Origin of the sequence: Streptomyces sp. SID486, from assembly GCF_009865385.1 — a bacterium.
Classification (GTDB): Bacteria; Actinomycetota; Actinomycetes; order Streptomycetales; family Streptomycetaceae; genus Streptomyces.
The window spans coordinates 24,056-47,878 of record NZ_WWJT01000404.1 but is presented as its reverse complement, the minus strand read 5'-3'; the positions used below and the strand labels follow the sequence as shown (position 1 = coordinate 47,878).

General features: G+C 72.2%; 21 protein-coding genes and 1 tRNA gene. 16 read left to right on the top strand and 6 right to left on the bottom strand.

What is annotated here, in order from left to right:
- Positions 1-61 precede the first annotated feature (61 nt).
- From galU to GT045_RS19155, 7 genes are all read left to right on the top strand, one after another.
- Positions 62-973: a UTP--glucose-1-phosphate uridylyltransferase GalU gene (gene galU / locus GT045_RS19185; protein WP_161334897.1), complete on the top strand. Its 912-nt coding sequence runs from the start codon at positions 62-64 to the stop codon at positions 971-973.
- Positions 970-2,292: a gephyrin-like molybdotransferase Glp gene (gene glp / locus GT045_RS19180; RefSeq protein WP_161334896.1), complete on the top strand. Its 1,323-nt coding sequence runs from the start codon at positions 970-972 to the stop codon at positions 2,290-2,292. Before galU ends, glp begins: the two co-directional genes overlap by 4 nt.
- Before the next feature lie 129 nt (positions 2,293-2,421).
- On the top strand, positions 2,422-2,934 hold the full coding sequence (gene moaC / locus GT045_RS19175; protein WP_161295135.1) for a cyclic pyranopterin monophosphate synthase MoaC: 513 nt from the start codon (positions 2,422-2,424) through the stop codon (positions 2,932-2,934).
- A complete protein-coding gene (locus GT045_RS19170; RefSeq protein ID WP_161295133.1) occupies positions 2,931-3,467 on the top strand; it encodes a molybdenum cofactor synthesis domain-containing protein in 537 nt (178 codons plus the stop codon). The genes moaC and GT045_RS19170 overlap by 4 nt, the downstream gene beginning before the upstream one ends.
- A gap of 20 nt (positions 3,468-3,487) precedes the next feature.
- The gene (locus tag GT045_RS19165) at positions 3,488-4,183 is read left to right on the top strand and encodes a GNAT family protein (RefSeq protein ID WP_161295131.1); all 696 of its coding nucleotides are present in this window, start codon (positions 3,488-3,490) and stop codon (positions 4,181-4,183) included.
- A 177-nt stretch (positions 4,184-4,360) separates the two neighbouring features.
- Positions 4,361-5,593 carry a gephyrin-like molybdotransferase receptor GlpR gene (glpR, locus tag GT045_RS19160; RefSeq protein WP_345942693.1) on the top strand — a complete coding sequence of 411 codons (1,233 nt, stop codon included), beginning with the start codon at positions 4,361-4,363 and terminating at the stop codon, positions 5,591-5,593.
- Positions 5,594-5,679: 86 nt separating this feature from the next.
- A tRNA-Ala gene (locus tag GT045_RS19155) sits at positions 5,680-5,753 on the top strand.
- 168 nt (positions 5,754-5,921) lie between these two features.
- Here the strand turns inward: GT045_RS19155 and GT045_RS19150 are convergent.
- The gene (locus GT045_RS19150) at positions 5,922-6,398 is read right to left on the bottom strand and encodes a GNAT family N-acetyltransferase (protein WP_202528462.1); all 477 of its coding nucleotides are present in this window, start codon (positions 6,396-6,398) and stop codon (positions 5,922-5,924) included.
- Between the two features lie 95 nt (positions 6,399-6,493).
- Here GT045_RS19150 and GT045_RS19145 point away from each other — a divergent pair, with 95 nt between their 5' ends.
- Positions 6,494-7,297 carry an exodeoxyribonuclease III gene (locus tag GT045_RS19145; RefSeq protein WP_161334894.1) on the top strand — a complete coding sequence of 268 codons (804 nt, stop codon included), beginning with the start codon at positions 6,494-6,496 and terminating at the stop codon, positions 7,295-7,297.
- Positions 7,298-7,476: 179 nt separating this feature from the next.
- Positions 7,477-9,153 (top strand): hypothetical protein, encoded by a 1,677-nt coding sequence (locus GT045_RS19140; protein WP_161334893.1) that lies wholly within the window; start codon positions 7,477-7,479, stop codon positions 9,151-9,153.
- Here the strand turns inward: GT045_RS19140 and GT045_RS19135 are convergent.
- Positions 9,150-9,788 (bottom strand): MerR family transcriptional regulator, encoded by a 639-nt coding sequence (locus GT045_RS19135; RefSeq protein ID WP_161334918.1) that lies wholly within the window; start codon positions 9,786-9,788, stop codon positions 9,150-9,152. The two genes, GT045_RS19140 and GT045_RS19135, sit on opposite strands and share 4 nt — an antisense overlap.
- A gap of 205 nt (positions 9,789-9,993) precedes the next feature.
- Between GT045_RS19135 and GT045_RS19130 the strand changes: the two genes are divergently transcribed.
- From GT045_RS19130 to GT045_RS19115, 4 genes are all read left to right on the top strand, one after another.
- Positions 9,994-11,577, top strand: a complete 1,584-nt coding sequence (locus GT045_RS19130; protein WP_161334892.1) for an NAD(P)/FAD-dependent oxidoreductase — start codon at positions 9,994-9,996, stop codon at positions 11,575-11,577.
- Positions 11,574-12,566, top strand: coding sequence for an alpha/beta hydrolase (locus GT045_RS19125; protein WP_161297166.1), 993 nt, complete (start codon positions 11,574-11,576; stop codon positions 12,564-12,566). The genes GT045_RS19130 and GT045_RS19125 overlap by 4 nt, the downstream gene beginning before the upstream one ends.
- Positions 12,563-13,447 carry an SDR family oxidoreductase gene (locus tag GT045_RS19120; protein WP_161334891.1) on the top strand — a complete coding sequence of 295 codons (885 nt, stop codon included), beginning with the start codon at positions 12,563-12,565 and terminating at the stop codon, positions 13,445-13,447. Before GT045_RS19125 ends, GT045_RS19120 begins: the two co-directional genes overlap by 4 nt.
- Before the next feature lie 89 nt (positions 13,448-13,536).
- Positions 13,537-13,764, top strand: coding sequence for a hypothetical protein (locus GT045_RS19115; protein WP_161334890.1), 228 nt, complete (start codon positions 13,537-13,539; stop codon positions 13,762-13,764).
- A gap of 140 nt (positions 13,765-13,904) precedes the next feature.
- Here GT045_RS19115 and GT045_RS19110 read toward each other — a convergent pair whose 3' ends face one another.
- Positions 13,905-17,228, bottom strand: coding sequence for a S41 family peptidase (locus GT045_RS19110; RefSeq protein WP_161334889.1), 3,324 nt, complete (start codon positions 17,226-17,228; stop codon positions 13,905-13,907).
- Between the two features lie 190 nt (positions 17,229-17,418).
- Here GT045_RS19110 and GT045_RS19105 point away from each other — a divergent pair, with 190 nt between their 5' ends.
- Positions 17,419-18,021: a TetR/AcrR family transcriptional regulator gene (locus GT045_RS19105; RefSeq protein WP_161297158.1), complete on the top strand. Its 603-nt coding sequence runs from the start codon at positions 17,419-17,421 to the stop codon at positions 18,019-18,021.
- Between the two features lie 105 nt (positions 18,022-18,126).
- Positions 18,127-20,331 (top strand): MMPL family transporter, encoded by a 2,205-nt coding sequence (locus GT045_RS19100; RefSeq protein WP_161297156.1) that lies wholly within the window; start codon positions 18,127-18,129, stop codon positions 20,329-20,331.
- Between the two features lie 85 nt (positions 20,332-20,416).
- On the opposite strand, the gene GT045_RS19095 is transcribed toward GT045_RS19100, so the two are convergent.
- The 3 genes from GT045_RS19095 to GT045_RS19085 are packed head-to-tail and all read right to left on the bottom strand — an operon-like array spanning position 20,417 to position 22,606.
- Complete coding sequence (locus GT045_RS19095; protein WP_161333933.1) at positions 20,417-20,917, bottom strand: hypothetical protein; 501 nt, start codon at positions 20,915-20,917, stop codon at positions 20,417-20,419.
- Between the two features lie 4 nt (positions 20,918-20,921).
- Positions 20,922-22,061: a hypothetical protein gene (locus GT045_RS19090; protein ID WP_161333934.1), complete on the bottom strand. Its 1,140-nt coding sequence runs from the start codon at positions 22,059-22,061 to the stop codon at positions 20,922-20,924.
- Positions 22,061-22,606, bottom strand: coding sequence for a hypothetical protein (locus tag GT045_RS19085; RefSeq protein ID WP_161333935.1), 546 nt, complete (start codon positions 22,604-22,606; stop codon positions 22,061-22,063). The genes GT045_RS19090 and GT045_RS19085 overlap by 1 nt, the downstream gene beginning before the upstream one ends.
- Before the next feature lie 309 nt (positions 22,607-22,915).
- Between GT045_RS19085 and GT045_RS19080 the strand changes: the two genes are divergently transcribed.
- Complete coding sequence (locus GT045_RS19080) at positions 22,916-23,761, top strand: EamA family transporter (protein WP_161333936.1); 846 nt, start codon at positions 22,916-22,918, stop codon at positions 23,759-23,761.
- Positions 23,762-23,823: the final 62 nt, after the last annotated feature.

Below are 23,823 nucleotides of genomic sequence, written 5' to 3'. Positions count from 1 at the left end.
ATGAGGGTCAAACAACCGGAGCCACAGAATTCGAGCAAAGGCACCGGATATGGTTGCGGGCATGACTCAGTCCCACCCCAGGATCAGCAAGGCTGTCATTCCCGCAGCCGGCCTCGGCACCCGGTTCCTGCCGGCCACCAAAGCCACTCCCAAGGAGATGCTGCCCGTCGTCGACAAGCCGGCGATCCAGTACGTGGTCGAGGAGGCCGTGTCGGCGGGGCTCGACGACGTCCTGATGGTCACCGGACGCAACAAGCGTCCCCTGGAGGACCATTTCGACCGTAATTACGAGCTGGAATCGGCGCTCGGGAAAAAGGGTGACGCCGCGCGGCTGGCGAAAGTGCAGGAGTCCAGCGATCTGGCCACCATGCACTACGTGCGCCAGGGCGACCCCAGGGGACTCGGGCACGCCGTGCTGTGCGCCGCTCCGCACGTGGGCAGCGAGCCGTTCGCCGTCCTCCTCGGTGACGACCTGATCGACCCGCGCGACCCGCTGCTCCAGCGCATGATCGACGTCCAGGAGCAGCACGGCGGCAGTGTCGTCGCCCTCATGGAGGTCGCGCCCGAGCAGATCCACCTCTACGGCTGCGCGGCCGTGGAGGCCACCGCCGACGGTGACGTCGTGAAGGTGACCGGGCTGGTCGAGAAGCCGGACCCGGCGGACGCCCCGTCGAGCTACGCGATCATCGGCCGCTACGTCCTCGACCCGAGCGTCTTCGGCGTGCTGCGCGAGACCGAGCCGGGCCGCGGCGGCGAGATCCAGCTCACCGACGCCCTCCAGCAGCTCGCCCAGGACGAGAAGGTCGGCGGCCCCGTGCACGGTGTCGTCTTCAAGGGCCGGCGCTATGACACCGGCGACCGTGGCGACTACTTGCGTGCCATTGTCAGACTCGCGTGCGAACGTGAAGACCTGGGCCCGGACTTCCGGACCTGGCTTCGCAGTTACGTAGCCGAGGAGATGCAGCAATCTTGAGCAGCGCCGTGACCCGCCCCGCCGGCCCGGACGACCTGTGGTCGGTGGACGAGCACCTGGAGGACATCCTCTCGACCGTCCGCCCCCTCGAACCCATCGAGCTGCAACTGCTCGACGCCCAGGGCTGCGTCCTGGTCGACGACGTCACGGTGCCGGTGTCCCTGCCACCGTTCGACAACAGCTCCATGGACGGGTACGCGGTACGGGTCGCGGACATCGCGGGCGCCGGGGAGGAGTTCCCGGCCGTCCTGGAGGTCGTCGGTGACGTCGCGGCCGGTGCCGCCGATCCGGTGCGGGTCGGCCCCGGGCAGGCCGCGCGCATCATGACCGGCGCGCCCCTGCCGCCCGGCGCCGAGGCCGTCGTGCCCGTCGAGTGGACCGACGGCGGACTCGGCGAGGGCCCGGTGAGCGGCATGCGGGCGCGCAGCGCGGCCCCCGAGGGCGCCGAGGGGCACGTGCACGTGTACCGCCCGGCGGAGGAGCGCGCGCACGTGCGGGCCAAGGGCAGCGACGTGCGGGCCGGCGACCGCGCCCTGGAGGCCGGGACGATCCTCGGTCCGCCGCAGATCGCGCTGCTCGCCGCGATCGGCCGCGGCACGGTCCGCGTGCGCCCGCGCCCGCGCGTGGTCGTGATGTCCACCGGCAGCGAACTCGTCCAGCCCGGCGAGCAGCTGGCCTCCGGCCAGATCTTCGACTCCAACAGCTTCTCCCTCACCGCCGCCGCGCGGGACGCGGGCGCCATCGCCTACCGGGTCGGCGCCGTCGCCGACGACGCCGAGACCCTGCGCTCCACCATCGAGGACCAGCTCATCCGCGCGGACCTGCTGGTGACCACCGGCGGCGTGAGCGTGGGGGCCTACGACGTGGTGAAGGAGGCGCTGTCGTCCGTCGGTGACGAGGACGTGGCGGGCAGCGGCGTGGAGTTCCGCAAGCTCGCCATGCAGCCCGGCAAGCCGCAGGGCTTCGGCTCGATCGGCCCCGACCACACGCCGCTGCTCGCCCTGCCCGGCAATCCGGTGTCGTCGTACGTCTCCTTCGAGTTGTTCGTCCGGCCCGCCATCCGCGCCCTGATGGGCCTCACCGACCTCCACCGGCCGCGCGTGCGGGCCGCCCTGAAGGCGGACGAGGCACTGCGCTCGCCCAAGGGCCGCCGCCAGTTCCTGCGCGGGGCCTACACCGACGGGGAGGTGGTTCCCGTGGGCGGCTCCGGGTCCCACCTGATCGCCGCGCTGGCGCAGGCCGACGCGCTGATCGTGGTTCCCGAGGACACCGAGTCCGTCGAGCCCGGCAGCGAGGTCGAGGTACTGCTGCTCGGCTGACGCACGCGCGCGGGCCCGTCCACCGGACGGTCCTCGTCCGCTCGGCGCGCCCGCTTGGCGGTAGCGTGTGGCGCACAGCAGGCCCGCGCTCCGCACCGCGCCGGGCCCGGACCGGGAGCGCCACACACCATGACTGTGCCTTCCCGGGGGGAGACCCCCGGACGCCCTGTGCAGGACCGACTGACGCACATCGACGAGGCGGGTGCGGCCCGCATGGTCGACGTGTCCGGGAAGGACGTGACCGCGCGCACCGCCCGCGCCACCGGACGCGTCCTCGTCTCACCGCGTGTGATCGAGCTGCTGCGCGGTGAGGGGGTGCCCAAGGGCGACGCCCTCGCCACCGCGCGCATCGCCGGGATCATGGGCGCCAAGCGCACCCCGGACCTGATCCCGCTGTGCCACCCGTTGTCGGTGTCCGGTGTGAAACTGGACCTGTCGGTCGCGGACGACGCCGTGGAGATCGCGGCCACCGTCAGGACCACGGACCGCACGGGTGTCGAGATGGAGGCCCTCACCGCGGTGACGGTCGCCGCGCTCACCGTGATCGACATGGTCAAGGCGGTCGACAAGGGAGCGGTCATCACGGACGTGCGCGTGGAGGAGAAGACGGGCGGCAAGTCGGGCGACTGGAGCCGGGCATGACGTACTACGACACTTTCGGCGGTGCGCTGTCGGCGCCGTACGCCGCGCTGGTCGTCACCGCCTCCAACCGGGCCGCCGCGGGGGTCTACGAGGACACCGGCGGCCCGCTGGTCGTGAAGGGCCTGCGGGAGATCGGGTTCGCCGTGGACGGGCCGCAGGTGGTGCCCGACGGGGATCCGGTGGAAGCGGTGCTGCGGGCGGCGGTGGAGGCCGGGTACGACGTGGTCGTCACCACCGGCGGCACCGGTGTCTCGCCGACCGACCGCACCCCCGAGGCGACCCGCGCGGTGATCGACCACGAGGTGCCGGGCATCGCGGAGGCCGTGCGCGCGTACGGCCGGGAGAAGGTGCCGACCGCCGCCCTGTCGCGGGGTCTGGCGGGCGTGGCCGGGGGGACGCTGATCGTCAACCTGCCGGGATCGCGGGGCGGGGTGCGGGACGGCCTGGCCGTGCTGGAGCCCCTGCTGATCCACGCCGTCGACCAGCTCCGCGGCGGTGACCACCCCAGACCGGGCAGCGGGGGTGCGAGCTGAACAGCCCTTCCTGGCCTGTCGTGCTGGCGGACGGCGATGTCGTCCTCCGGCCGATAAAGCTGCGCGACCAGCGGGCCTGGCGCGAGGTGAACCGGCGCAACCGCGACTGGCTGCGCCCCTGGGAGGCGACCATCCCGCCGCCCACGCCGAGCGGGCCGATCACCCACCGGCCGACCTTCCGGCAGATGGTCCGGCACCTGCGTTCGGAGGCCGGCGCGGGCCGGATGCTGCCGTTCGTCATCGAGTACCGGGGGCAGCTCGTCGGACAGTTGACGGTGGCCGGGATCACCTGGGGTTCGATGTGCTCGGGGCACGTCGGCTACTGGGTGGACGAGGCGGTGGCGGGGCGCGGAGTGATGCCGACGGCGGTGGCGCTCGTCGTGGACCACTGTTTCCGGGGGGTCGGCCTGCACCGCATCGAGGTTTGCATCCGCCCCGAGAACCGGCCGAGCCGGCGGGTCGTGGAGAAGCTGGGATTCCGCGAGGAGGGGCTCCGGCCGCGCTATCTGCACATCGACGGTGCCTGGCGCGACCATCTCGTGTTCGCGCTCACCGCGGAGGAGGTGCCCGACGGGCTGCTGGCGCGGTGGCGCCGGGCGCGTGCCCAGGAGGCCCGGCGTGCCGAGCGGGCGGCCGGTGCCGGGGACGCCTCGGACGCGCCGGACGCGCCGCGGAATCCCCGGAGCACGCCCGGGAATCCTGCCGAGCGCCCCTGAATTGAATATTTGTTCGAAATTGATCGTGGTCGACCGCCACGGGCCGCTTGAATTCGCGGACGTGGTGGTCCGCTGATCGCATCGGTCGCAAAAAAAGCTGGAAATATCAGCCAGATCGTGCGACACACCGGCCCAATTGGCGGATGGCCTCCCACAAACCCCTCTACCGTGTGAGGCGTGAGCAGCAGCGGCCTCATCTACGCAGTCATTGTCGGGGCCTGGGCCGCCTACTTGGTGCCGATGTGGCTCCGTAGGCAGGACGAGCTGAACGAGGCCCGTCCGACGGAACGCTTCAGCACCGCCATCCGGCTGCTTTCCGGACGGGCGGGCATGGAGCGTCGGTACGCCAGGGACCTGCGGGCGCGCTCCGCCCAGGAGGGGGAGCCGGACGCCGATGTTCCGGACGTGGTCACCGACTCGGTGGACGTCCGGGCCTTCGCCGTGCCTCCGACCCGCCGTCAGGTCACCACGGAAGCCGAGCCCGAGGCGCCCAGCAAGGTGGAACCAGCGCGTGACCAGAGCACCGCGCCGGCACCCAAGCCCCCTACCGTTCCCGCACCCGCACCCGTCCCGCAGCGCGAGACGGCGGCGCGGCGTGCCTCCTCGGCACAGACGGCCGCGGCGCGCGCCCGGCGTTCGAAGGTACTGGCGCGCCGCCGGCGCACCACGGTGATGCTCTTCTTCGCCTTCACGCTCGGCGCGATCGCCGCCGCCGTCGGCGGACTGGCGTTCCTGTGGGTGCCCGGCGTGCCGGCCGTCACGCTCAGCGCCTACATCGCCTACCTGCGCACGCAGGAGCGCCGCCGCTTCGCCTACCAGATGGACCGGCAGCGCGCCGAGGCCGCCGCCCAGCGGCTGCGTGAGCGCCAGCCGCGCCGGCGGGTCTCCGCCGACGAGGGCGCCGGCGGGGACGAGGCGTCCGAGGGCCTGGGCGCCGACACCGGCACCGGGCTGTCCGCGCTCGCCGCGGACCGGCGGGCGCTCGTCGAGCAGACCGACCACGCCGAGTGGGTCGACCAGCAGCGCGAGCGGCAGCGGCGGCCCGGTCGCGGGGACAGCTGGGACCCGGTGCCGGTGCCGCTGCCGACGTACGTCACCGCGCCCGTCGCGCCGCGCGCCACCTCCGACGTGGATCTGGGGGCACCCGACACATGGAGCTCGGCCCGCTCCAGCACGGTCGTGCCGGAGCACGAGGCGGGCCGCGCGCCGCAGGGCGAGGCGGGCGACCCGGAGCAGGCGTCAGGGGACAGGCCGGCGGCCGGCCGCGACGCGCTGCCGCACGCCCGGAGGCGCTCGCGCGGGGGGACGCCCGGCGCGGCCTCGGCCCGCCGTGCGGTCCGTGACCGCGGCCGCACGCCCCTCTTCGACCAGTACGAGGACGGCGACCGCCCGCGCGCGGCCAACGAGTAGCACCGCCTTCGCGGCGCCTCCCTGACCAGTCGGGGAACGGATTTCCAGGCACCCCGATCGGGATGCTAGAGTTTCACTCGTTGCAAGGGCCTGTGGCGCAGTCCGGTAGCGCACCTCGTTCGCATCGAGGGGGCCAGGGGTTCAAATCCCCTCAGGTCCACGCAGCTCAGAGCCCCGGTCGGTGATTACCGACCGGGGCTCTGACACGTTGTACGGCAGGGAAGTACCGCAACCGCTTCCGCGCTTGCGCAGCGTGATCCGCGGGCGCGGGCACGCCCCCGCCGAAGCCGACGACAGGGGCGCGCCGGAGCGCAGGCCGGTGCCGGCCTCAGAGCCGCTTGGCGAAGCAGCGGCTCTCCTCGTACTCGCGGTAGTAACCGAACTTCCCGCAGGGCACGTAGCCGCTGGAGACGTACAGGGCGATGGCCTCCGGCTGCCTGGTGCCCGTCTCCAGGACCATGCGGACCCGGCCGGCCCGGCGGGCGTCCTCCTCCAGGGCGGCGAGCATGCGGCGCGCCAGACCCCGGCCGCGCATCCCCTCGACGACGTACATGCGCTTCAGCTCGGCGTCGCCGTCCTCGTTGCCCTCGCCGTTGTCGTCCTGGCTGCGCCAGCCGCCGGTGGCCACCGGGCGGTCCTGCTCGTCGTACGCGATCAGGTACACGCCGCGGGGCGGGGCGAAGTCGGCGGCGGCCAGGGCCGTGGCGTCACCCCCGTCGCCGTAGCGCAGGTGGTACTCGGCCTGGACCTCGTCGTTGAGCTTGACGGCGTCCGGGTGGTCGAAGGGGACGGGGCGGAAGTTCATGGCGGTCATCGTAGGTACGCGGGTTCCTCGTCGTTCTCGTGCGTTCTCATCGATCGAATTCTGGACCAGGTCCAGTGTGCCGGTATCGTGCCCGCGTGCTCACTGTGACCTCTGTGAATGTGAACGGGCTGCGCGCCGCCGCGAAGAAGGGCTTCGTCGAGTGGCTCGCCGCCACCTCCGCCGACGTGGTGTGCCTGCAGGAGGTGCGGGCGGAGCCGCAGCAGCTGCCCGAGCACGTCCGCGGCCCCGAGGGCTGGCACGTCGTGCACGCGCCCGCCGCGGCCAAGGGCCGCGCGGGCGTCTCCCTGTACACGCGCCGGGAGCCCGACGCGGTGCGCGTCGGCTTCGGGTCGGCCGAGTTCGACGGCAGCGGCCGGTACGTCGAGGCCGACCTGCCGGGTGTGACGGTCGCCTCCCTCTACCTGCCCTCCGGCGAGGTCGGAACCGAGCGCCAGGACGAGAAGGTCCGCTTCATGGGCGAGTTCCTCGCCCACCTGAAGGAGCTTCGCGAGCGGGCGGCCGCCGCGGGCCGGCAGGTGCTGGTCTGCGGCGACTGGAACATCGCCCACCAGCCCGCCGACCTGAAGAACTGGCGCGGCAACACCAGGAACTCCGGCTTCCTGCCGGAGGAGCGCGCCTGGCTCGGCCAGGTGTTGGACGCCCAGGACGGGGGTTACGTCGACGTCGTGCGGGCGCGCCATCCCGAGGTGGAGGGGCCGTACACGTGGTGGTCCTACCGCGGCCGGGCCTTCGACAACGACAGCGGCTGGCGCATCGACCTGCACGTGGCCACGCCGGGGCTGGCGGAGCGCTGCGTGAAGGCGTACGTGGAGCGGGCCGCGAGTCATGCCGAGCGGTGGAGCGACCATGCGCCGGTGACGGCCGTGTACGACCGCTGACGGCCGGAACGGACGGCGTGCCGGGGGCGGGCCGGAGCCCGGCGGGCGCCGCGTGGAGCGCGGTGGCGGCCCTGCCGGAGCCTGTGCGAACGGGCAATTAACCGGTGATGGCCACTCCGTATACTCCGCCGTAGCACGCCCCCCGTGTACGCCCCCGGTCAGAGAGTCCTCACGCGATCATGAACAATCCCGTGCCTGCGCTGTCCCCCAACTACACGGCGCGGATGGCCCGCGCCTACAAGGAAAGCGTGGAGGTGCACGGGAAATGGCCGGTGGAATTCCAGTTCCGTCCGGCCCAGGGCGACCACCGGCATCTGCTGGTGGTCTTTTCGTCCGTGGGCAGCAAGTACGGATTCGGCAACGCGCTGGACAGCGTGAAGTGCAACGTCCTCAGGATACGTGACCACTTCGACGGCGCCGCCTCCTACTACGTGGCGCGCGATATGGACTTCAGTGTCTCGGACTCCATTCAGGCCCTGATACAGGACTTCATGCGCCGCCTGCGGGTGACCCGTGACGAGGTGACCCTGCTGGGCGCCTCGAAGGGCGGCAGCGCGGCGCTCTACTACGGCCTGAAGTACGACTACAAGAACATCGTGGCCTCGACGCCCCAGTACTTCATGGGGAGTTATTCCAAGGGGCACGCCCAGCTCGGGGACGCGGTGCTCGGCGAGGGCCAGTCCGACGAGAACGTGGCCGTCATGGACGCCGTGCTGAAGGACGTCATCGCCGGGGACACGGACCTGAAGCGGAACATATACCTGGTCTCCTCGCCGGGCGACTACCAGTACGAGCAGGAGGTCGTGCACTGCCTCCCCGCGCTGCGGGCGTACGACAACTTCAACTTCCTGTTCGTGGAATCGCCGACGGTACGGCGGCACGACGAAGTGGTGCGCCAGGCGCTGCCGTCGATCCTGAGCATCGTGTACGCCGTGACGGAGGGCGTCGCGCCCCGCTGGGGGGACGTCAGGGTCGGCTCCGAGCCCGAGGACCCGCAGGCCGCCGCCGAGTACCTCGCCGAGCTGCGCCGCCAGGACACGGCCCTGGCCGTGCTGACCCGTGCCGTGTTCACGGACGGCGCGCTGGAGCTCAAGGGGCGCGCCTTCCTGCCGGGCCAGGCGCCCGGGGGGCCGAGCGAGGAGACCAAGCGGCTGGTCGTGGAGAAGGACGGCCGGCACTGGACGTACCCGCTGGAGACGACCGGTGAGATCAGGCTCTACCGGGACTATTTCGACGAGTACTTCTGCGAGTACGCCAGGGGCGGTTTCGCCTCACGGGGCGGGCTGACGTTCGCCGAACTCCCGCAGGGGACGTACGACGTGTCGGTCGCCGTCGCCGCGGAGGCCGAGGGGATCGAGCGGCGGACCCGGCTGGTCTCGCAGGCCGCGGTGGACCGCAGGCAGGTCTGCGGTGATGCGGAACTGCTGTTCCGGGGCGGAAAGGGCGGACTGAAGCTGGTCAAGAGGAGCATTGTCGGGGTGGATTCCCCGGGCGTGTGCTTCTCCGTCGTGAAGGCCGAGGAGAACGGACGGAGGATTCACGCGGAGGGCGTTCTCTTCCTGCCCGGCCGGAACGCGGACCGGGACACGCACGCTTTCTACTACCTCGTCCTGGAGGGGAAGTCCGAGACGTACTCCTTCGCTCTCGGCGCCCGGAAGAATCCCGAGGCGGTCCGGCCGCACAAGCAGCAGGCGGACCTCGGGAACTACGACTTCGGGTACTTCGCCTCGCCGGCCGGTGGAATCGACGTCTCGGACCTTCCGGCCGGAAAGTACAACCTGCTCGTCTCCATGAGCGTCGGCGGCGCGCTGATCACCAAGAAGGCCGGGAAGATCACGCTGAAGCGGGCCCGCTAGTCGCGCTCGCCCCGCCGGCCGCCCTTCTGCAGCCTGCGGTCCAGGGCCAGGGACAGCTCCGCCTCCACCACGCTCCGGGCCAGCGGCCGCAGGCGGTGGAGGTCGTCCTCGGGCGCGTGGCGCAGGATCACGTCGGAGAAGAGCGCGGCCAGGGCTTCGGCGTGCTCGCGGACGCGGGTGGCGGCCGTCAGCACCTCGGCGAGCGGGATGCCCTCGCGGACCAGTGCCGAGGAGACGTCCAGCAGGCTCCGGCTGATGTGGACGATCTCGTCGCCGTCGGTGCCGATGTAGCCCAGTTCCATGGCGGCGGCGAGGTTCTCGGGCGTGACCTCGCCCTCGAAGCGGGCGGCGAGCTCCTCGGGGGTGAGGCGGACCGGCTCCTCCTCGGTGGGGGTGCCGACGCCGAGCAGGTCGGCGACGTCCCGGCCGTGGTCGAACGCCTCCGCCAGCTCCGCGATGCCGTTCAGGGTGTGGCCGCGCTCCAGCAGGGCCGCGATGGTGCGCAGCCGGGCGAGGTGATGGTCGTCGTACCAGGCTATGCGGCCCTCGCGGCGGGGCGGCGGGAGCAGTTTGCGTTCGCGGTAGAAGCGCAGCGTGCGCACGGTGATGCCGGCCAGCCGGGCCAGTTCTTCCATGCGGTACTCGCGCGGGGCGCCGGTGGGTGCCGGCTCCGGGCGGCTCTCCGGGTGTTCTGCGTCCTCTGCCACGCCCGCAGCCTATGGCGTACCGCCGGTAACTTTCTTTCCCGCGCCCCCTACCGATCGGTACGGAGCTGCTCTACAGTCCCATTGCGCCAGTGTTCACTGGCAGGGTTCCTAGGTGATGCGTGGAGGCTTCGGGATGGCCGAGCACGAGCATGTACGGGTGGCGGTGATCGGGTCCGGGTTCGGCGGACTGGGGGCCGCCGTGCGGCTGCGCCGCGAGGGGATCACCGACTTCGTCGTCCTGGAGCGGGCCGACAGCGTCGGGGGCACCTGGCGGGACAACAGTTACCCCGGGTGCGCCTGTGACGTGCCCTCGCACCTCTACTCCTTCTCCTTCGCGCCCAACCCGGACTGGCCGCGCACCTTCTCCGGGCAGCGGCACATCCGCGCCTACCTGGAGCACGTCACCGACCTGTTCGGACTGCGCCCGCACATCCGCCTCGATTCCGAGGTCAAGCTGATGACCTGGGACGACGACAAGCTGCGGTGGAACATCGAGACCACGCGCGGCTCGCTCAGCGCCGACGTCGTCGTCTCCGCCACCGGACCACTGTCCGACCCGAAGATCCCCGACATCCCGGGGCTGGAGTCGTTCCCGGGCAAGGTGTTCCACTCCGCCCGCTGGGACCACGACTACGACCTGCGCGGCAAGCGGGTCGCCATGGTCGGCACCGGCGCCTCCGCGATCCAGATCGTGCCCGCCATCCAGCCGGAGGTCGGCCGGCTCACCCTCTTCCAGCGCACCCCGCCCTGGGTGATGCCCCGCGTCGACCGCGCCATCAGCGGCGCCGAGCGCTGGCTGCACCGGCGGCTGCCCCTCACCGCCCAGGCCCGGCGCGGACTGCTGTGGGGCATCCGCGAGTTGCAGGTGCAGGCGTTCACCAAGCGCCCCGACGAACTCGGCCTGGTGGAGAAGCTCGCCAAGCGCAACATGGCCCGCGCCGTGAAGGACCCCGCCCTGCGCGCCAAGCTCACCCCCGACTACCGCATCGGCTGCAAGCGCATCCTGCTGTCCAGCGCGTACTATCCGGCGCTGGCCAAGCCGAACGTCGACGTCGTCGCCGGCGGGCTCAGCGAGATCCGCGGGTCCACGGCCGTCGCCGCCGACGGCACCGAGGCCGAGGTCGACGCGATCGTCTTCGGGACGGGCTTCCACGTCACCGACATGCCGATCGCCGAGCGCGTGGTCGGCGCGGCGGGCGTCACGCTCGCCGAGTCCTGGAAGAACGGCATGCAGGCGCTGCGCGGTGCCGCGGCCGCCGGGTTCCCGAACTGGATGACCATCATCGGGCCCAACACCGGCCTCGGGAACTCCTCCATGATCCTGATGATCGAGTCCCAGCTGAACTACATGGCCGACTACCTGCGCCAGCTGGACGTCCTCGGCGGCCGTGGCGGCCGTACCGCCCTCGACGCCCGGCCCGCCGCCGTCGAGTCCTGGAACCGCAAGGTCCAGGAACGCATGGAGCGGACCGTGTGGAACACCGGCGGCTGCACCAGCTGGTACCTGGACGCGAGCGGCCGCAACACCACCATCTGGCCCGGTACGACGACCGAGTTCCGCACCGCCACCCGGCGGGTGGACCTCGCGGAGTACGAGGTCGTCCGCAGGCCGGCGGCGGGACAGGACGCCGAGTCCGCGCCGGGTGCCGAGGACGCGCCCGGTACCGAGGACGCGCAGGCTGCTGGGGCGCGCGGGCGGAGCGAGGCCACCGCATGAGCCGCCGCGCCCCGGGCGTCCCGGCTGCCCGCACCGCCTCCGTCACCTCCGGCCCGTACGCCCCGCCCGTCCCCGCCCGCACGCTCACCGTCGTCTCCGCCGACGGCGCCCGGCTGCACGTGGAGGTGCACGGGCGGGCGGACGCGCCGCCCGTCGTCCTCTCCCACGGCTGGACCTGCTCGACCGCGTTCTGGGCGGCGCAGATACGTGACCTGGCGGCGGACCACCGGGTGATCGCCTACGATCAGAGGGGCCACGGACGCAGCCCCGCGAGCCACGCGTGCACGACCGACGCGCTGGCGGACGATCTCGAAGCGGTGCTCGCGCAGACGCTGGCACCCGGGGAGAAGGCGCTGGTCGCCGGCCACTCCATGGGCGGCATGACGGTCATGGCGGCGTCCGGGCGCCCCCGCTTCCGGGAACACGCCGCCGCCGTCCTGCTGTGCAGCACCGGCAGTTCACGGCTGATCGCCCAGTCGCGCGTGCTGCCGTTGCGCGCCGGACGCGTTCGCACCTGGCTGACCGCGCGCGTGCTCGGCTCGCGCGCCCCCCTCGGGCCGGTCACGCCGGTCGCGAAGAGCGTCCTCAAGTACGCCACCATGGGCGCCGGTTCGGCCGCGCACCGGGTGGAGGCGTGCGCGCGGATCGTGCACGCCTGTCCCCGTGCCGTGCGCCACGCGTGGGGGGCCGTACTCGCGGCGCTCGACCTGGACGACGGCGTACGGGAGTTGAACGTGCCCACCGCGGTGCTGCACGGCGCCTCCGACCGGCTCACGCCTCCCGTGCACGCCCGCGCGCTGGTCGCCGCGCTGCCGGCCTGTGTCGGCCTGACCGAGCTGGCCGGTATCGGCCACATGACCCCGATCGAGGCTCCCGAGCTGGTCACCGGCCGGATCCGGGAACTCGTCACGACCTACGTCACGGGGGCCGGCCCCGCGGACGCGCACGAACACGGTTCCATCCCAGCGCAGATCAAGGAGGGCGCATGAGCAGGGTCAGCCTCGAAGGACAGGTGGCGGTCGTCACGGGAGCGGCGCGCGGCGTCGGTGAACTGCTGGCGCGCAAGCTGTCCGCGCGCGGGGCGAAGGTCGCGCTGGTCGGGCTGGAGGAGGAGGCGCTCAAGGAGGTCTCCGGGCGCCTGCACAGCGAGAGCGCCTACTGGTACGCCGACGTCACCGACGACGAGACCATGGGCCGGGTCGCGCGGGAGGTGAAGGAACGCTTCGGGAAGGTCGACATCGTGGTCGCCAACGCCGGTGTGGCGAACGGCGGTCCCTTCGTCGACTCCGACCCGCGGGCCTGGCGCCGGGTGATCGAGGTGAACCTCATCGGGTCGGCGGTGACCGCGCGCGCGTTCCTGCCGGTGCTGGCCGAGAGCCGCGGCTACCTGCTGCAGATCGCCTCGCTCGCCGCGATCACCCCCGCGCCGATGATGACCGCGTACTGCGCCTCCAAGTCGGGCGTGGAGGCGTACGCGCACAGTCTGCGCGCCGAGGTCGGCCACCAGGGCGTGCGCGTCGGCGTCGGGTACCTGTCCTGGACCGACACCGACATGGTGCGCGGCGCCGACAGGGACGACGTCATGCGGGAGCTGCGGCAGCGGCTGCCCTGGCCGTCGAACAAGACGTACCCGCTGGGGCCCGCGGTGGACCGGCTCGTCGCCGGGATCGAGCGGCGCTCGGCGCACGTGTACGGACAGTGGTGGCTGCGCGGCATGCAGGGGGTGCGCGGCTATCTGCCGGCGCTCATCGGGACGGTCGGACAGCGCGAGATGAAGCGGTTCGCGCCCCGGCTGCAAGGGATGAGCTCCGGGCTCGTCGGCGCAGGTGGGGAGGCCGACGAGGCGGCCCGCGCTACGGTGCGTAACTGATCGACATGCAGCCGGTGTTCGCCCGTGTGAATCTGGTCGAGGCCCCAGCGAGGGGCCAACCCCCCACCCTCACACGGGAGTGAACCCACATGGGTATGAAGGACAAGTCGAGCCAGCTGCAGAACCAGGCCAAGGAGAAGATGGACCAGGCCCGCGAGAAGGCCGGCCAGCGCGGCCAGCAGCCGAACCGCCAGGGCCAGGGCCACGGTCAGGGCCAGGGCCGGCCGCAGAGCGAGCGGGGCGGCCAGAACCACCGTGACATCCAGGACACGGAGCAGCAGATGGAAGACCGCTTCGGTCAGGACTACGACGCGTAACCGCTGCGCTCGCCCGGCCTCGGCCGGATGACGTGGGGTGCCCTTCCTCGTGGAGGGCACCCTGCGTCTGTCCCGGCTCCCCCCTCACGGCGCGCTCTGCGTCTGTCCCGGGTATCGCGCCGTCCGTTCCCGGCGCGGCCTCATTCCTGGCGCGTCCTCGGCGGGAGCTTCGGCCGGGCCCGGTTGGGGACGTCGCTGAGGTCGGGGGGGACGGCCGCGGGGTCGGACTCCAGCAGTTCCAGGGCCAGCCGGACCGCGTCGTCCAGGCCGGGGTAGCGGCCCTCCGCCCAGTCCAGGGGGGTGCGCAGGGCCTCCAGGTCGGGGGCGACACCGTGGTTCTCGACGGACCAGCCGTAGGCGTCGAACCAGGCCGCGTTCATCGGGACCGTGATGACCGTGCCGTCGCCGAGGCGGTGCCGCCCGGTCATGCCGACGACCCCGCCCCAGGTGCGCTGGCCGACGACGGGACCGAGGCCGAGCAGTTTGAAGGCGGCGGTGATCATGTCCCCGTCCGAGGACGTCGCCTCGTCGGCGAGGGCCACCACCGGCCCGCGGGGCGCGTTCGAGGTGTACGACACCGGCTGCGCGTCCCGGGTCAGGTCCCAGCCCAGGATGGTGCGGGCCAGCTTCTCGATGACGAGCTCACTGATGTGCCCGCCGGCGTTGCCGCGCACGTCCACGATGAGCGCGGGCCGGGACACCTCCATGCGCAGGTCGCGGTTGAACTGGGCCCAGCCGGAGCCGCCCATGTCGGGGATGTGCAGGTAGCCGCACCGGCCGTCGCTCAACTCCCGTACGACCTGGCGCCGCTTGGCCACCCAGTCCTGGTAGCGCAGGGGGCGTTCGTCGACGAGCGGGACGACGGCGACCCGCCGGGCCCGCCCGGAGTCGCCCTCGGCGGAGGTGAAGGTCAGCTCCACGGTCGTACCGCCCGAGCCGGCGAGCAGCGGATAGGGGCCGGTGACCGGGTCGACCGGGCGGCCGTCCACGTGGGTCAGGACGGCGCCCTCGCGGATGCCGGTGCCAGCCAGCGGCGAGCGGGCCTTGGAGTCGGAGGAGTCTCCGGGCAGGATGCGCCTGACCGCCCAGTGGCCGTCGCGGCGGACGAGGTTGGCGCCGAGGAGCCCCTGCCAGCGCTGGTAGTGGGCCGGCCCCTCGTTGCGGCGGGCGGCGGTGACGTAGGCGTGCGAGGTGCCGAGTTCGCCGAGGACCTCGCGGAGCAGGTCGGCGAACTCGTCCGGCGAGGCGACCCGTTGGAGCAGCGGGCGGTACTGGTCCAGTACCGCGTCCCAGTCGATGCCGCACATGCCCGGGTCCCAGAAGTAGGCGCGGATCAGGCGCCCCGCCTCGTCGTACGCCTGGCGCCACTCGGCGGGCGGGTCCACCTCGTGCAGGATGCGGCGCAGGTCGATCCAGACGGTCGTGTCGCCGTCGCCGGCCTCGCTCGAGGGCACCGCCCGCAGATCGCCCTCGTCCACCACGACCAGCCGGCTGCCGTCGCCGCTCACCGCGAACCAGTCCAGGTGGTCGACGAGTTCGGACTTCTTCGCCTTGGAGATGTTGAAGTACTCCAGGGTCGGCCGGCCGCTGATGTCGGCCGGGTTGACGAAGGTCTCGCCCAGCGCGCCGGAGATCGGCCAGCGCAGCCACACCAGGCCGCCGCCCGCGACCGGGTACAGCGCGGAGTACTTGGAGGCGACGACCGGGAACGGTGTGACCCGGTTCGCCAGCCCCTCCACCTCGACGGTCACCGTGCCGGCCTCGCCGGTCTCCTCGTCCTCCATCGGGTCGAGCCCGCCGGCGGCCGGGCGGCCCTCCGGGTTGAGGGCGAAGGGGGAGGGGGTCGCCGAGGAGAGCGGGACCAGGTACGGGCGGCAGCCGAGCGGGAAGGACAGGTCGCCGGTGTGGACGTCGTAGACGGGGTCGAAGCCGCGCCAGGAGAGGAAGGCCAGGTAGCGGCCGTCCCGGGTGAAGACCGGGTTCTCGTCCTCGAACCGGCCGTTGGTGACGTCCACGATCAGCCGGTCCTTGATGCGGGCCAGCTTGATCTGGCGCAGGGAGCGGCCGATGCCGGGATGCGACCAGGTCAGCCAGGAGCCGTCCGGGGAGAAGGCGAGGTCGCGGACCGGGCCGTTGGCGGACCGGATCAGTTCGGACACCGTCCCGGCACCGCCACCGCTCACCGCCGCCGCCTCCGGCTGCTCCCCCTCCGGCCTCTCCTCCCCTTCGTTCTCCGCTTCCTCCCCCCGGTCCCCTCCGGTCACGTCGATCAGCAGCAGCCGGCCGTCGTGGGAGGCGACGGCCAGCCGTTCGCCCAGCGGGTCGCAGACCATCTCCTGCACGCGCCCGAGGGCGCCGGAGGCCAGCCGGCGGGGTGCGCGGTCGCCGGTGGCGCGGGGGAGCTGGGCGATCTCGACGGCGTCCGCGCCCTCGGCGTCGGTGACGTAGGCGACCTGGCCGGAGCCCAGCATCTCCGGCAGCCGGACCCGGACGCCGGGTGTGTCGGTGATCGTGCGGGCCGGGCCGTCGCGGTGGGTGAGCCAGTACAGGCTGCCGCGGACCACGACCGCGCTGGCCCGGCCGGTCTCGTCCACCGAGATGCCGTCGACGTTCTGCGCCGCCGGCACCTGGTAGGGGCGGCGGCCGGTGCGCGGTCCCGAGAGCCGGATGTCGAGCCGGCGCGGTTCGCCGTCCGGGGAGAAGTCGTCCACCAGCCACAGGTCGCCCGCGCACTGGTAGACGACCCGTTCGCCGTCGCTGGAGGCGTGCCGGGCGTAGAAGGCGTCGTGGTCGCTGTGGCGGCGCAGGTCCGTGCCGTCGTGGGCGCAGGAGTAGAGGTTGCCGACGCCCTCGTGGTCGGAGAGGAAGGCGATCCGGCCGTCGACGAACATGGGGCAGGCCAGATGGCCGCCGATGTCCGGCAGGAGGCGCTCCCCGTGCAGCCACAGCCGGCCCGTCGCGCCGCCGCGGTACCGCTTCCAGGAGGCCGGTTCGTGCGGCGGGGTGCCGGTGAGCAGCAGGGTCTTGTGCCGGCCGTCGAGATCGGCGACCTGGATGTCGGTGACCGGGCCCCAGGGCAGCCGCCCGTCCGGGTCGCCCTCGACGGGGACCTTGTAGGCCCAGGTGAAGTAGGAGAAGGGCTGGCCGTGGGAGGCCACGGCCAGGATGTCGCCCTCCGGGGTCCAGCCGCACACCTGGGTGTCGGGGCTGCCCCAGTAGGTCAGCTGGCGCGAGGGGCCGCCGGCGTCGACGTCGACGAGGTGGATCTCGGGGACGAGGCTGCGCCAGGTCGTGTAGGCGATCCGGCGGCCGTCCGGTGAGAAGCGGGGGTGACCGGACTTGGTGCGGTCGGCGGTGAGCCGCCAGGCGCGGTCCGGGGCGTCGAGGCGGGCCAGCCAGAGGTCGTCCTCGGCCACGAAGCACAGCAGGTCGCCGTTGAGGTGGGGAAGGCGCAGATAGCTCACCTCCCCATGCTTTTCCGGGCCCACGTCCGCAGCAACTCGTGGCCCGGCGGGAGCGGGGGCGCGCCGGGGGCTTACGGGGCCTTCACACTCGTGACCCAGCACACGTACGAAACGGTTTCGTTTCGTTGCCGGACGGGGTATCTTCTTGGACGTACGAAGAAGAAGGCTCCGGAGTGGGAAGGTGACGGGCATGACCGAGGCTGTCGCGGCGACGCGCCGCAGTCGGATCACGCCCGAGCGCGAGGCCGAGCTGTACGAGGCCGTGCTCGACCTGCTCCGGGAGGTCGGCTACGACGCCCTCACCATGGACGCCGTGGCCGCTCGCACCCGGTCCAGCAAGGCCACGCTCTACCGCCAGTGGGGCGGCAAGGCCCAGCTGGTCGTCAAGGCCCTGCGGCACGGCAAACCCGGCCACGGCGAGGACATCGACACCGGTTCCCTCCGCGGCGACCTGCACGCCCTGACGGCACTCGAGGACGACTGCGCCATGGAGCGCAACTCCGCGCTGATGCGGGGCGTCGCGATGGCGATGCACCACAACGACGATCTGCGCGAAGCGTTCCGGGAGCAGCTCATCGACCCCGAGATGGGCGGGTTCCGGCAGGTCCTGCAACGGGCGATCGACCGGGGCGAGGTCCGCCCGGACTGCCCGGCGATCGACTTCCTGCTGCACATGATGGTCGGCGGATTCGCCACCCGGGCACTGCTCGACGACCAGCCGCCCACCCAGGCCTTCCTCATCTCGTACATCGACGCCGTGGTCCTCCCCGCCCTCGGCGTCCCCACCGACTGATCACCTGGCAGTCCCCTCACCCAGCCTCCACCTGACGTCACCGCTCACGTCGTCGGGCTGATCGCCCCTGCCCTGCAACCACGACCTGACCGGGAGTACGCCTCCGTGGCCACGTTCCTCTACAAACTCGGCCGACTCGCCTTCCGGCGACGGCACTTCGTCGCCCTCGTCTGGGTCGCCCTGCTCACCCTCGCGGGGGTGGGCGCCGCCTCCGCGCCGGCGGCCGGCAACACGTCCTTCTCCATACCGGGCACGGAGGCCCAGAAGGCCTTCGACCTGCTGGAACAGCGCTTCCCCGGGATGAGCGCCGACGGCGCCACCGCCCGCGTCGTCTTCAAGGCGCCCGGCGGCGGGAAGGTGACGGACGCCGCCGCCAAGGCGACCGTGAAGAAGACCGTCAAGGAGCTGGGAAGCGGCTCCGAGGTCGCCTCCGTCGCCGACCCCTACACCGGGCACGCCGTCAGCAAGGACGGCACCATCGCCTACGCCTCGGTGAAGTACAAGGTCTCCGGCATGGAGCTGGCGGACTCCACCCGGGACGACCTGAAGGCTGCCGCGCAGGACGCGCGGGACGCCGGGCTGACCGTCGAGGTCGGCGGTGACGCGCTCAGCGCGACACCCGAGACCGGCTCCAGCGAGGTCATCGGCATCGCCATCGCCGCGGTCGTCCTCGTCATCACCTTCGGCTCCCTGCTCGCCGCCGGGCTGCCGCTGCTGACCGCGATCATCGGCGTCGGCATCGGCGTCTCCTCGATCACCGCGCTCGCCAGCGCCCTGGACCTGGGCTCCACCACCTCCACCCTGGCGACGATGATCGGCCTCGCCGTCGGCATCGACTACGCCCTGTTCATCGTCTCCCGCTACCGCGCCGAACTCGCCGAGGGCCGCGAGCGCGAAGAGGCCGCCGGCCGCGCCGTCGGCACCGCCGGCTCGGCCGTGGTCTTCGCCGGCCTGACCGTCGTCATCGCCCTGGTCGGCCTGTCCGTCGTCAACATCCCGATGCTGACGAAGATGGGCGTCGCCGCGGCGGGCACGGTCGCCATCGCCGTGCTCATCGCCCTGACGATGATCCCGGCACTGCTCGGCTACGCGGGCCGCAAGGTCAAGCCGGCCGGGCAGAAGAGCAAGCTGCTCGGCGGCGGCCGTGCGCCGAAGAACCCGGACCGCCCCAACATGGGCACCCGCTGGGCCCGCTTCGTCGTCCGCCGCCCGGTCGCCGTCCTCCTGCTCGGCGTGGTCGGCCTCGGCGCGGCGGCCCTCCCGGCCACCTCCCTGGAACTGGGGCTGCCCGACGACGGCTCCCAGCCCGTCTCCACCACCCAGCGCCGCGCCTACGACCTCCTCTCCGAGGGCTTCGGCCCCGGCTTCAACGGACCGCTGATGGTCGTCGTCGACGCTAAGGGCAGCACCGACCCCAAGGCCGCCTTCGACGAGGTCGGCAAGGAGATCAAGGGCCTGAAGGACGTCGTCACGGTCACCCCGGCCGCGCCCAACAAGGCCGGCGACACCGCGACCATCACGGTGGTCCCCGACTCCAAGCCGTCCTCGGCGACCACCGAGGACCTGGTGCACGCCATCCGCGACAAGGGCGCGGACATCGCCGCGAAGACCGACTCTCAGGTGCTGGTCACCGGTTCCACGGCGATGAACATCGACGTCTCGCAGAAGCTGAACGACGCGCTCCTGCCCTACCTCGCCCTGGTGGTCGGCCTGGCCTTCCTCCTGCTGATCGTGGTCTTCCGCTCGGTCCTGGTCCCGCTGAAGGCGGCCCTCGGCTTCCTGCTGTCGGTGCTCGCCGCGCTCGGCGCCGTCGTCGCGGTCTTCCAGTGGGGCTGGCTGTCCGGCCTGATGAACGTCGAGGAGACCGGCCCGGTCATGTCGATGATGCCGATCTTCATGGTGGGCGTCGTCTTCGGTCTCGCGATGGACTACGAGGTCTTCCTCGTCACCCGCATGCGGGAGGCGTACGTCCACGGCGAGAAGCCCGGCCAGGCGGTGGTGACCGGCTTCCGGCACGGCGCACGGGTCGTCACCGCCGCCGCCGTCATCATGATCGCCGTCTTCTCCGGCTTCATCGGATCCAGCGAGTCGATGGTCAAGATGATCGGCTTCGGCCTCGCGATCGCGGTCTTCTTCGACGCGTTCATCGTCCGCATGGCCATCGTCCCGGCGGTCCTCGCCCTCCTCGGCAAGCGGGCCTGGTGGCTGCCGAAGTGGCTGGACCGCGCCCTGCCCAACGTGGACGTCGAGGGCGAGGGACTGCGCACCCTCGCCGACGTCGGCGAGGAGAAGGAGCTGGTACGCGCCTGACGTACCGCGCCTGGAACAGGACGGCCGGTGAGGGTGCCCGCAGGGACGGGGCCGCACCCTCACCGGCTCTTCTCCGTACCCGCCGTCAGGTGCGCCGCAGGCGGAACGCCGGGCAGACGTCCGGGTCGTCGTCCTCGTAGAGGTACGTCCGCTCGGAGTCCGCGGCGATCGACAGGCTGTCGACGGTGTAGCCGCGCAGGAAGAGTTCCGGGGCGGTGAAGGAGAGACGGACCTGTCCCGGGTCGCCGGCGCCGTAACCGCCCGCCACGTCCCAGGTGCCGGAGCCGTCGAAGGTGTCGCCGAGTTCGCTCCGGTACCAGTCGCCGGTCGGCCAGTCGTGCACGGTGACCGTCCCGCCGGTGCCGCTGTCCGACGCCCTGAGAGTGATCGTCGCGCCCTTGGCCTGCGCCTCTCCCCGGTAGGTGCCGGCGACTTCCCCGGAGGTGGCGGACTCGGCCTGCCTGGCCATGCACGCCTCGACGGCGGTGGACGCGGAGGAGCAGGCGGCCAGCGGAGTCAGCAGGCCCAGCGCGGCGGCGGCCGTCACCAGGCGCGGACGCCCGCCCGTCATGAGAACTCGGGACACCTGTCTACTTCCCCTTCGCCGGAATGCGTTCCGTCCAGACGATCTCCTGGTCCACGGACGAGAAGACACCCTTGTCGCGGTTGAACTTCTCGAGCCAGTCGTAGTAGCCGACGTAGTGCAGGAACGACTCGTTGCTCGTGTTGTTGTGCAGCTGGTACTCGACGACCAGGGAGCCGTCGGGATCCTCGCCCTTGACCGTGTAGTGCAGGTTGTACGAACCCGTGAACGCCTCGCCGAGATGGTCCTCGTCGCCGGTGGCGATCGCGGGGATGTCTGTGGTGACGAGCTTCTTCAGCGCGCCCAGCTTGCCGCCCGACGAGATCGAGTACGACACGTCGCCCTCGGGCCGGCCCTTCTCCCGGAACTGGTCGAGCGTGTCCAGGCGCAGCTGCTTCATGCTTTCGCTGGACCGGATCAGCTCGGTCATCTCGTCACCCTGGTGGTACTCGCGGTGCCGGGACCCGTCGCCGGACACCCAGTCCCAGCCGAGCGAGTACGGGTCGTCCGAACTGTGCGCCGGATAGGGGTCCGCTCCCCGCATGGCCAGGCCGAGCGCGCTGTACTCGTCCTCCCCGATCCTCTTCGTGGAGTCGATGTCCGTGAACTTCGGGTCGTCGTTGAACCACTGCCCGAGGCCGACGTCCGACGCCAGGCTGTAGGCCAGGTTGCGATCGGCCGCGACGCCGCGTTCGAGGATCCGCGCCATCTCCTGCTGCGCCGTCTCGATGGTCTTGCTCTCCTCCTCGGTGAGAGTGGCCTTGCAGGCGCCGCCGACGACGTCGCGGGCGAGGGTGCCGTCCCGGTTGATGTGGAGGCCCTTCTCCGCGGCCCGCCGGACGGCGTCCTTGAGGTCCTTCTGGGCGGACTTCAGATCGCCCGCCGCGTCCTCGACCACGCGTCGCGCGGCGTCCGCCACCTTCGTGGCGTCCTCCAGCTGACGCTGGATGTCGTCGATCATCCTCCAGGCGTACGGGGCCGCGACGCCCTCCCAGTAGCCCTTGTTGCGCAGCGGGCTGAGGACCTCGTCGTGCATGCGCTTGCCCAGACCCTTGATGTCGCGGTGGATGTCCTCCCACCGGTCCGCCAGGTCGTCCAGGGCCGACAGGTCCGCGGCCAGCAGGTCCTCGAAGAAGGTGCCGCTCATCAGTAGTCCTCCAGCGCCGACCTGATCCGCACCTGGTTCGCCGTCAGCCCCACGGCGACGTCGGTCCTGGTGTAGGTGCCGTCACTGGACCGCAGGCTCTCGGCGATATGGGCGAGCCATGCCGTCACCGTGCCGGCCTGCCGCTCCCACTGCCGGTGGGCGAGCTGGACCGCCAGGGCGGACTCCAGCGTCCCCAGGGCCCGCGCGGCCTTCCGGGCCGGTTCCTCCAGCGAGGCGGCCGGCTTGTAGAACGCGTCGCGGATGGCGTCGGCCTGGCCGGCGGCCTTCTTGAGCACGCCCGGGGCGATCTTCAGATCGTCCCCCGCGCCGGCGGGAGGCTGCGGCGGCTTGATGAACCCGGGCGGCGGACGGAACTGCGGCCGGTCCAGCGGATCGGCGGTGCTGTCGGCGGCCGGCGCCGTGTAGTGCCCTTCGAAGCCCGGCAGGACGCCGTGCCGTTCGATCTCGTCCGGAGACAGCGGCAGTTTCGACTGTTCCGGTTCGGGGAGCTTGTCGTCCCCGGGTACTGCTTCTTGTTCGCTCACGAGTGATCCCCCGACTGCCCGGCCGACGGCACGGCAGGGCGTGACTCGGCCGCGTTCCGGCAATGGTCAGGTCGTCATCATCTCAGCGGTGTGATCATCGGCGGGCATCCGGGCCCAGTCGCGGGGCCTCCCGGGGCCGGGGGACGTGCCGAGCGCCGACCCCGTGAGCGCGCGCGGGTGATGCCGTAGCGTGCCCGTCATGACGACGACAGCCGCCACTGACGCCGAGAGGTCCCGGTCCCGTCCCCGGTTCGCCGAAGCGCGGCGGGCGCACGGCCGCGCGGACGGGGTGTCGCGCGAGCGGACCGCGTGACACCGCTCGTCGCGGCGGCCGTACTGCTCGCCGCCGTCACCCACGCCGGCTGGAACGCCCTCGCGCACCGCGTCACCGACAAGCTCGCCGGCTTCGCCCTGATCTCCGGCGGCGGGCTGCTGATCGGGCTCGCCGCGACACCGTTCGTGGCGTTCCCGGCGGGCCCCGCCTGGACGTACCTGTTCGTCTCGGCGGCCGTGCACATCGCCTACTACGCGCTGCTGATGACCTCGTTCCGGCTGGGCGACTTCGGGCAGGCGTACCCCATCGCGCGCGGCAGCGCCCCGCTCCTGGTCACCCTGCTCGCGGCCGTCTTCGCGCACGAGGTGCCCGGCGCCTGGGCGAGCGCCGGCATCGCCGTGTCCTGCCTCGGCCTGACCGGCGTCAGCCTGTGGGGGGTGCGCGGCAGCCGGCCCGACTGGGCGGCCGTCGGCGCGGCCCTCGCGACCGGCCTCACGGTCGCCGCCTACACGGTCATCGACGGTCTGGGCGTACGGGCCGCCCACACGCCCCTCGGGTACACCGCGTGGCTCATGGCCGTCCAGGGGGCCGCCATCCCCGCGTTCCTCTGCGTACGCGCGCGGGGCGACACGGTACGGCTGCTGCGCCCGTACGCGGCCGTCGGCCTGCTCGGCGCCGCCCTGTCCGTCGTCGCGTACGCCCTGGTGCTGTGGGCCCAGACGCGTGCCGCCCTCGCCCCGGTCGCCGCGCTGCGCGAGTCGTCCATCATCGTCGGCGCCGCCATCGGCGCGCTGTTCTTCAAGGAGAGCTTCGGCGCTCCCCGCATCGCGGCGGCCGGCCTGCTGGTCGTGGGGATCGGGCTGATGCTGCGGCCCGGATAGGGCGCGCGCAGCCGTGCGCGGCGCCGCACCGCCGCCCCGGTGCCGACATGACGGGCCGGGGT

What these genes read in the sequence shown, in the direction of transcription:
- GT045_RS19135 (WP_161334918.1), bottom strand. Translation starts at nt 9,788, where the DNA reads ATGGAAGAACTGGCCCGGCTGGCCGGCATCACCGTGCGCACGCTGCGC.
- GT045_RS19120 (WP_161334891.1), top strand. Translation starts at nt 12,563, where the DNA reads ATGAGCAGGGTCAGCCTCGAAGGACAGGTGGCGGTCGTCACGGGAGCG.
- moaC (WP_161295135.1), top strand. Translation starts at nt 2,422, where the DNA reads ATGACTGTGCCTTCCCGGGGGGAGACCCCCGGACGCCCTGTGCAGGAC.
- GT045_RS19140 (WP_161334893.1), top strand. Translation starts at nt 7,477, where the DNA reads ATGAACAATCCCGTGCCTGCGCTGTCCCCCAACTACACGGCGCGGATG.
- GT045_RS19090 (WP_161333934.1), bottom strand. Translation starts at nt 22,061, where the DNA reads ATGAGCGGCACCTTCTTCGAGGACCTGCTGGCCGCGGACCTGTCGGCC.
- galU (WP_161334897.1), top strand. Translation starts at nt 62, where the DNA reads ATGACTCAGTCCCACCCCAGGATCAGCAAGGCTGTCATTCCCGCAGCC.
- GT045_RS19115 (WP_161334890.1), top strand. Translation starts at nt 13,537, where the DNA reads ATGGGTATGAAGGACAAGTCGAGCCAGCTGCAGAACCAGGCCAAGGAG.
- GT045_RS19170 (WP_161295133.1), top strand. Translation starts at nt 2,931, where the DNA reads ATGACGTACTACGACACTTTCGGCGGTGCGCTGTCGGCGCCGTACGCC.
- GT045_RS19105 (WP_161297158.1), top strand. Translation starts at nt 17,419, where the DNA reads ATGACCGAGGCTGTCGCGGCGACGCGCCGCAGTCGGATCACGCCCGAG.
- GT045_RS19150 (WP_202528462.1), bottom strand. Translation starts at nt 6,398, where the DNA reads ATGAACTTCCGCCCCGTCCCCTTCGACCACCCGGACGCCGTCAAGCTC.
- GT045_RS19130 (WP_161334892.1), top strand. Translation starts at nt 9,994, where the DNA reads ATGGCCGAGCACGAGCATGTACGGGTGGCGGTGATCGGGTCCGGGTTC.
- GT045_RS19125 (WP_161297166.1), top strand. Translation starts at nt 11,574, where the DNA reads ATGAGCCGCCGCGCCCCGGGCGTCCCGGCTGCCCGCACCGCCTCCGTC.